The organism is Trueperaceae bacterium, from assembly GCA_031581195.1.
GTDB lineage: Bacteria > Deinococcota > Deinococci > Deinococcales > Trueperaceae > SLSQ01.
Genome location: JAVLCF010000012.1, coordinates 22,364 through 30,211, shown reverse-complemented (window position 1 = coordinate 30,211; position 7,848 = coordinate 22,364). Strand labels below are relative to the sequence as shown.

Below are 7,848 nucleotides of genomic sequence, written 5' to 3'. Positions count from 1 at the left end.
GGCGTCCTGCTCGAGATCTCGCTCTTCATGGCGGTCGTGTACTGGTTCTTCACCTACCGCATGCCCATCGCCCGTCGTCAACTCGAGAAGGAGCTCGGCGTCGGTGAACGCTGAGGTGCGCACCGGGCGGCCCGCCCGAGGAGGTCCATCGTGAGTGCAACCGAAACCGTGCCCCGCGTCGAAGCGCACGCCCCCGAGGGCGGCGAGCGCATCATCACGATCGACGGGCTCAACAAGTGGTTCGGCGATTTCCACGTCCTCAAGGACATCGACCTGTCCGTCAACCGCGGGGAGGTCGTCGTCGTCATCGGGCCCTCGGGGTCGGGCAAGTCCACCCTGATCCGTTGCGTCAACCGCCTCGAGGAACACCAGGAGGGCGTCATCACGGTCGACGGGACGCCCCTCACCGACGACGTGCGCAACATCGACCTGATCCGCCGCGAGACCGGCATGGTGTTCCAACAGTTCAACCTGTTCCCGCACCTCACCGTCATGGAGAACATCACGCTCGCGCCGATCCGGGTCCGGAAATGGAAGAAGTCGAAGGCCGAGGAGCGCGCGACGTACTTCCTCGAGAAGGTCGGCATTCCCGAGCAGGCGCAGAAGTACCCCGGACAGTTGTCCGGCGGGCAACAACAGCGCGTCGCCATCGCGCGGGCCCTGACGATGGAGCCCAAGGTCATGCTGTTCGACGAGCCCACCAGCGCCCTCGACCCCGAGGTGATCGGCGAGGTGCTGCAGGTCATGGTCACCCTCGCCAAGGAGGGCATGACGATGGTGGTCGTGACGCACGAGATGGGCTTCGCCCGCGAGGTCGGCGACCGCGTCATCTTCATGGACGCCGGCCAAATCGTGGAGGTCGGGACGCCCGAGCACTTCTTCGAGAACCCGCAGGAGGAACGCACCCGCGGCTTCCTCTCCAAGATCCTCTGACCCCCCACCACCCCTCACGTCCCCCGCCACCCCAGCGCGGGCGGGGGCGCACCGCGCGCGCGGCGTGGACCGCGTATCCTCGGGCGTGAGGAGGTCGCCATGACCGACGCCCCCGACCGTTCCCCTTCGCGCGACGCCCCCGGCGACGCGCCGTCGCCACCCGGCGGCCTCCCGCTGACCGACCTGCTGCGCGACGCCGTCGCGCGCGGGGCGTCCGACGTGCACCTGCACGCCGGCGCGGCGCCGCACGTCCGCATCGATGGCGACCTGCGCCCCGTCGAGGGCGCCCCCGTCCTCGACGCCGCCACGACCGAATCGATCGCCCAGGCGATCATGCAGGAGGCCCAACGGGCGACGTTCGCGCACCGGCACGAACTCGATTTCGCCTTCACGCTGCCCGACGTCGCGCGCTTCCGCTGCAACGCCTACCGCCAACGCGGCTCCGTCGGGCTGGCGCTACGCGTCGTCCAGGACGCCATCCCCGGCTTCGAAGCGCTCGGCTTGCCGAGCGACGTCGTGCAGGGGTGGGCGGAACGCCGGCGCGGCCTCGTGCTCGTCACCGGCCCCACCGGGTCGGGGAAGACCACCAGCCTCGCGGCGATGGTGGACCACATCAACCGACGCTCCCGCAAACACGTCATCACGATCGAGGACCCCATCGAGTTCCTGCACGCCAACCGCAGCAGCCTCGTCGTCCAACGCGAAATCGGCCTCGACACCAGCGACTTCGCCGACGCCCTGAAGTACGCCATGCGGCAGGACCCCGACGTCCTGATGATCGGCGAGATGCGCGACAAAGCGACGGTCGAGGCGGCCCTCACCGCGGCCCAGACCGGCCACCTGGTGATGTCGACGCTGCACACCCTGGACGCCGTCCGCACGATCTACCGCATCATCGATTTCTTCGCGCCCTTCGAACGCGACGCGATTCGCGCGATGCTGTCCGAGAGCCTCCTCGGGATCCTCAGTCAACGGTTGCTGCCCCGCGCCGACGGCGCCGGCCGGGCCCTCGCCACCGAGGTCCTCGTCAACACCCCCCTCGTGCGCGACGCGATCCGCGACCCCGACAAGACCGCCGTCGTCCGCGAAGCGCTGCAGCAGGCCAACCTCGTCGGGATGCACGCCTTCGACGCGTCGCTCGTGGAGCTCTACCTCGCCGGCACCGTCACCCTGGCCGACGCCGCCGCGCACGCCACCAGCGCCCACGAACTGCGCCTCCGCATCACGCAACGCGTCGGGAGCGAGGACGCCCCCAGCGAACGGGAGGTCGAACGGCTCGCGCAGGTCGCGGGCCCGGGCCCCACGCCCGCGCCTCGGGGGGACGGCTCAGGCGCCTGACGCCCGCGCGCGCAACGGCGGCCGCCAGCGGCCCGCGAGGTGCAGCGACCCCGTCGCGATCAGCGTCGCGCCGGGTGGGAGGTCCGCCAGCGCCCGCGCGAGGGCGGCGTCCGGGTCGGGGACGTAGGCCGGGTCGTCCGGCCAGGCGACCGCGTCGCCGGGCAGGCCGGTCAGGACGACCCGAGCGGCGTCGGCGAACGCCGCCCGGATCGCGGCGGCGTCCTTGCGGGCGGACACCCCGAGCAGCAGGTGCGCCCCCTCGGGCGCCTCGTCCGCCAACGCGCGGGCGGCGGGCGGGTTGTGCGCACCGTCGAGCAGCACCGTGCGGCCCTCCGGGAGTCGGAACCGCTCCCGTCGGGCGGGGAGGCGCGGGCGCACCTCCGCCGCCTGCAGGGCGGCGTCCCGAGCGGCGCGGTCCAGCGCCAGGCGCCGCAGCGTCGCGCGCGCCAGAGCGGCGCCGACCGCGTCGATCCCGCCCCGGACGTCCTCGGCCGCCACGCGCGACAGCGGCGCGCCGCGCGCGCGGGCGACGTCCGCCACGACGTCCGCCGCGTCGCCCTGCGCGGCGGAGACGACCGGGACGCCCGGCCGAATCGCGCCCGCCTTCGCCCGCGCGACGTCGGCGAGGGTCGGCCCGAGCGTCGCCAGGTGGTCCGCACCGACGTTCGTCACGACGACGGCCCGCACGCGTCGCACCGCCCGCGTCGCGTCCCGCGCGCCCCCCACGCCCGCCTCCAGGACCGCCCACGGGGCGCGGTGCGTCGCCCCGTGCGCCAGCGCCATCGCGAGGGTGAGGTCGAAGAACGCCGCGTCGGTGGCGGCGGGCGCATCGAGGATGGCGCGCAGGAACGCCGCGACGGCGTCGTCGGGGATGGGGACGCCGTCCACGGCGATGCGCTCGTGGAAGCGTTCGACGTGCGGGGAGAGGAAGCGGAGGGGGCGGCGGCCGGCCGCCTGCAGGCCGGCGGCGATGCGCGTCGCGACGCCGCCCTTGCCGTTCGTGCCGACCACGACCACGGCGTGCGGGGGGTCGGGGATCGCGAGGGCGTCGAGGAGGGCGCGGGCGCGTCGCGGGTCGCGCGGGGCGCCGTTGCGGGTGCGGGCGTAGGCGCGCTCCAGGAGGGCGTCCAGCGTCGCGTTCACGCGTTCGAGGAACGGTTCTTGCTGCGCGACCGACCGCCGCGCCCGCGGCGCCGGCGGCGGCGGCCGCGCTTGCGGCCCGCCCCGGACTCCGCATCCCACCCGGGGAGGCGCGTATCGCGCTCCTCGCGCATCAGGATCGCGTCCAGGACGCCGGACGGCGTCCGTTGCCGGACCTTCACGACCCGGTGGGGGGCATCCACCTCGATCCACACGCGACTCCCGCCCGGGAACAGCTGGTAGCCGCGCGCGAGGATCGGCCCCAGGTCGGTCGCGACCTCGGTCGTCTCCACGAGGTGCGCGTCGACGGCGTTGCCGAGCATCGGGATGCGCAGGACCTCCCGGTCGGGGTCGGCGTGACGCAACTCGTGCAGCATCGACAGCGGATCGCGGAACGGCTCGACGTACGGCACGTCGGCCTGGTCGTCGCCGCGCTTCATGACGACCAGCCCCTGCTCCGCGTCGAAGGCGACGCGGACCTTCCGCTCGCCGCTGCGGTCCTTCGTCGTCTCGACGAAGGCGTGACTGTGGTGGTCGTGGGGGTCGCTGCGACTGAGTTGCTGGACGCGGGCGTCGCCGACCGGCGCGTCGAACGTCGCGTCGACCTCCAGGTGGACGTCGTCGGCGCGGGCCTGCGTGCGGACCACCTGACCCCCGGCGGGCGCGCCGCGCACCTCGAAGCGGTACTCGAGAACCTCGACGGACACACCGGAGCGTAGCACGCGCGGGGGCGGACCGGCGGTCGCTCCGTCCGCCACGCGGCGCGCGGGACGGCCCTCCGGGACTACATTGAGGGCATGGATCGTACGCCCCGCACCGCCCGCCTCGCGCCCGTCGCCGCCCTGGGCCTCGCCCTCGCCCTCCTCGCGGGCTGCGTTCCGCTGCCCGACGTGCGCGCCCCCGCCCCGGCGGCGGACGCCGTGCCCCGCGTCGCGCCGGCCGACGTTCCGGTCGCGACGGTCGAGGTGCCGGGCGTCGACGTGCCGGGCACCCCCGCGCGGTACGACGCGCAAACGACCCTCCGGTGGCAGCGGAACGAACCGATCGACACCGTCGTCGTCGCCGTGCCCGGGCTGTTCGGGGGGGCCGGCCAGTTCGCGCCCCTCGCCCGCCGGATCGTGGCGCACGCGCCCGGCGTGGCGGTGTGGGCGGTCGACCGGCGCGGCAACCGGCTCGAGGACGTCGCCGCCCGCCGGCGGGCGCTGGACGCCCCCCTCGCCGACGTCGCGGAGGCGTTCCTGCCCGGCGCCGACGGCGAACTGGGGTACGTCGCCCCCGATCCCGACGCGCACCGCTTCGTCGCGGACTGGGGGCTCGACGTGCATCACGGCGACCTCGCCGCCGTCGTGCGCGAGGCGCGCACGGAGGCCGATCGGGTCGTGCTGTTGGGGCACTCGCTCGGTGCGAGCCTCGTCGCGACGTACGCCGCGTGGGAGGACGCCGCGCCGGTCGACGGGCTGATCCTGGTGGACGGGGCGCCGGGCCGGACCGGGGCGTTCGGCCTCGAGGACGGCCCCCGCGTCCTCGGGGTGCCGGTCGGGCTCCCCGACCGCGCCGCCCTCGCCGCGGGCGACGCGACGCCGTGGCTGCCCTACGGTCCCGACGGCCGCATCGCCGCCCGCCGGTTCGCGTCCGCCGTCCTCGCGCACCGGGCGCCCGACGCGACCGCCCCGGCGGTCGTGGCCCCCTTCCCGGTGTCGAACCGCGCCCTCTACGGCCTCGAGAACGACGACCAGTACCAGCCGTTCCAGGCCTCCTACGCCTCTCTCGGGGAGGCGACCGACGCCGACCTCGACGGGAACCTCACGGCGTTCCTGTTCGGGGGCGGCGGGCTCGCGAGTCGCGCGGCCAGCGTCGTCGGGGTCGCCCCCGGCGCGGAGCGGGTCGACTGGACGGCGGGCGACCCGGCGCTCGAACGCAGCGACCTCGCGGAGCAGGCCGCGACGTGGCTGCATCCCGGCGTCGACGCCGCGGAGTGGTACCTTCCCGCCGCGATGCTGCTGGACCTGGTCGCCCTCCCGCCCGACCTGGTGGACGTGCCCGGCTACCGCCCGCAAGCGGAGGTCGGCCTCCCCACCCTCGTCGTCGGCTCCGACCGGGGGCTGCTGCGCGACCGCGAAGCGTTCGCCGGCTACCTGGCCCAGCGCGAGGGCTGGCCGGTGTCCGTCGCCCTGCTCGAGGGCCTCACGCACGTGGATCTTCTGTCCGCGGACGTCAATCCCCTCGCGCCGCTCGCGGCGCGCTGGCTGTCGCGCCTCCCCTGACGCGTCAGGGGTGCGCCGCGGCGAGGTCGCTGCGGACCGCCTCGAGCGCTTCGTGCAGCGCCCCCCGGATCGCCGCGACGCGGTCGGGGCGGGCGCGCCCGTCCTCGGTTTCGAACAACGACCGGTGGATCTCGATGCCGACCGTCGGGACGCGCGGCCCCTCCGGGTCCGCCCCCAAGCGGTGCTGAATGCCGCCCCGCACGAACGGGTCGTTGATCGTGACGCCGGACGGGGCGCCGTCCACGCCGAGCGGCAGCCGGGCGGCGAGCGCCGCCTCCAACGCCGCGGCGAGGGCGCGGGCGGTGGCGCCGGGGAGACTGACCGGCGCACCGTCCGGTTCGCCGTCGCGGTCCCCGCCCGTAATCAACGCCGCCGCGGGGCGGGGCGTCCCGGCGTCCGGCCCGAGGGCGGGCCCGACCGCGCTCATGCTGTGCGCGTCCAGAACGGCGCGAGGGCGCGCCCGCGCGATCTCCGCGTCGAGCGCGGCGTGGTAGGGGTCGAAGAAGCGCCGGAGGCGCGCCTCGACGTCGGCGTCGGTCGGGCCGCCGCCCGGGGGGTAGAGCGGGCGCTCGGCGAAATCGACGGTCTTCACGACGCCGTTCGCGCTGCGGTCGCCGCGCTCGCGATTGAGGTCCACGACGAACCGCGACACGGTCGCGGTCACGAACCGGGCGCCGCGCAACGCGAACACCCGGTCGGTGTGGGGGTCGCCCTCGAGGGCGATGCGGGCGCGGTGCGCGGCGGCGGCGCCCGGGTCGAACGCCGCGTCCCCGAGCATCGCGAGCAGGATCTCGAACGGCACGGTACCGGCGTGGTGCGGAACGCTGACGAGCAGGTCCTTCATGCCGGCATGCTACCGCCGGCCGGCGCGCGGCGATTCCGGTAGTCTGCGGCCATGCTCGACCCGACCCTGATTCGTGAGGATCCCGAGGCCGTCCGGCGCGGCCTGCGCAGCAAACGGATCGACGGCGCCGAAGCGGCGCTCGACGCGTGGCTGCTGGCCGACGAGGAGTACCGCCTGCTTCGCGCGGATCTGGAGGAGAAGCAGGCGCGCCGGAACCGCGAAAGCAAGACGATCGGCGAACGCAAGCGCGCCGGGGAGGACGCCAGCGACGCGATCCGCGTCATGGGCGAGCTCGCAGCGGAGGTCAAGCGGCTCGAGGAGCGCGAGCGGGCGTTGAGCGACCGCCTCGAGCGGCTGCAGTTGGACCTGCCGAACCTGCCGCACGCGAGCGTGCCGGTCGGCGACAGCGAGCACGACAACGTCGTCGTGAAGGAGTGGAGTGGCGCGGCGGCGCCGGCCGACGCCGCGCCGCACTGGACGTCGATGAGCGCCTGGGGGTGGCTGGACGCCGAGGCCGGGACCCGCGTCGCCGGGGCGGGCTTCCCGGTCCTGCGGGGCGGCGCGGCGCGACTGGTGCGCGGCCTCGAGCGGTTCTTCCTGGACGTCCTGAGCGACGCCGGGTTCGTGGAGGTGCGCGTGCCGTACCTCGCGAACGAGGCGAGCGCGACGGCGACCGGGCAGCTGCCGGACAAGGAGGGCCAGATGTACCGCGTCGAGGACGGCCTCTACCTGATCCCCACGAGCGAGGTGGCGGTCACGAACCTGCACCGCGACGCGATCCTCGACGCCGACGCGCTCCCGGTCCGCTACGCCGCGTCCACCCCCTGCTTCCGGCGGGAGGCCGGCAGTTACGGCAAGGACGTGCGGGGCCTCAACCGCGTGCACCAGTTCGACAAGGTGGAGATGGTGGCGTTCACCGCGGCCGACGCCAGTTACGCGCAGTTGGAGGCCATGACGGAGCTGTCCGAGGGCCTGCTGGAGGCGTTGGGGCTCACGTACCGGCGGTTGTCGATGTGCACCGCCGACATGGGCTTCACGCAAGCGAAGAAGTACGACCTCGAGGTGTGGAGTCCGGGTCAGGAACGCTGGTTGGAGGTCAGCAGCGTCAGCAACCTCACCGACTTCCAGGCCCGCCGTTTGAAGGTCCGCGCGCGCGCGGGAGGGGCGCAGGGCACCGGCAAGCCGGCGTTGCTGCACACCCTCAACGGCAGCGCCTTGGCGATGCCGCGCACCGTCGCGGCGTTGGTCGAGACGTACGCCGGACCCGACGGACTGCACGTCCCCGACGCGCTCGCGCCGTACGTGGGGGCCGGTCCGCTGCGCTGACGC

General features: G+C 74.6%; 7 protein-coding genes. 4 read left to right on the top strand and 3 right to left on the bottom strand.

Going from position 1 to position 7,848, the window contains the following annotated elements; all coding sequences use genetic code 11:
- The first annotated feature begins 150 nt into the window (after nucleotides 1-150).
- Both RI554_02230 and RI554_02225 read left to right on the top strand, forming a co-directional pair.
- Nucleotides 151-933 (top strand): amino acid ABC transporter ATP-binding protein, encoded by a 783-nt coding sequence (locus RI554_02230; protein ID MDR9390831.1) that lies wholly within the window; start codon nucleotides 151-153, stop codon nucleotides 931-933.
- 99 nt (nucleotides 934-1,032) lie between these two features.
- Nucleotides 1,033-2,271, top strand: coding sequence for a PilT/PilU family type 4a pilus ATPase (locus tag RI554_02225; protein MDR9390830.1), 1,239 nt, complete (start codon nucleotides 1,033-1,035; stop codon nucleotides 2,269-2,271).
- On the opposite strand, the gene RI554_02220 is transcribed toward RI554_02225, so the two are convergent.
- Nucleotides 2,260-3,414 (bottom strand): hypothetical protein, encoded by a 1,155-nt coding sequence (locus RI554_02220; protein ID MDR9390829.1) that lies wholly within the window; start codon nucleotides 3,412-3,414, stop codon nucleotides 2,260-2,262. The two genes, RI554_02225 and RI554_02220, sit on opposite strands and share 12 nt — an antisense overlap.
- Nucleotides 3,411-4,118 carry a hypothetical protein gene (locus RI554_02215; protein ID MDR9390828.1) on the bottom strand — a complete coding sequence of 236 codons (708 nt, stop codon included), beginning with the start codon at nucleotides 4,116-4,118 and terminating at the stop codon, nucleotides 3,411-3,413. The genes RI554_02220 and RI554_02215 overlap by 4 nt, the downstream gene beginning before the upstream one ends.
- Nucleotides 4,119-4,208: 90 nt before the next feature.
- Between RI554_02215 and RI554_02210 the strand changes: the two genes are divergently transcribed.
- A complete protein-coding gene (locus tag RI554_02210; protein MDR9390827.1) occupies nucleotides 4,209-5,675 on the top strand; it encodes an alpha/beta fold hydrolase in 1,467 nt (488 codons plus the stop codon).
- Between the two features lie 4 nt (nucleotides 5,676-5,679).
- Here the strand turns inward: RI554_02210 and RI554_02205 are convergent, their stop codons facing one another.
- Nucleotides 5,680-6,519: an N-formylglutamate amidohydrolase gene (locus RI554_02205; GenBank protein ID MDR9390826.1), complete on the bottom strand. Its 840-nt coding sequence runs from the start codon at nucleotides 6,517-6,519 to the stop codon at nucleotides 5,680-5,682.
- 51 nt (nucleotides 6,520-6,570) lie between these two features.
- On the opposite strand from RI554_02205, the gene serS reads away from it, so the two are divergent.
- The gene (serS, locus tag RI554_02200; protein MDR9390825.1) at nucleotides 6,571-7,845 is read left to right on the top strand and encodes a serine--tRNA ligase; all 1,275 of its coding nucleotides are present in this window, start codon (nucleotides 6,571-6,573) and stop codon (nucleotides 7,843-7,845) included.
- The last annotated feature ends 3 nt before the right edge of the window (nucleotides 7,846-7,848 follow it).

Coding starts and splice junctions, on each gene's coding strand:
- RI554_02225 (MDR9390830.1), top strand. CDS start 1,033: ATGACCGACGCCCCCGACCGTTCCCCTTCGCGCGACGCCCCCGGCGAC.
- RI554_02210 (MDR9390827.1), top strand. CDS start 4,209: ATGGATCGTACGCCCCGCACCGCCCGCCTCGCGCCCGTCGCCGCCCTG.
- RI554_02205 (MDR9390826.1), bottom strand. CDS start 6,519: ATGAAGGACCTGCTCGTCAGCGTTCCGCACCACGCCGGTACCGTGCCG.
- serS (MDR9390825.1), top strand. CDS start 6,571: ATGCTCGACCCGACCCTGATTCGTGAGGATCCCGAGGCCGTCCGGCGC.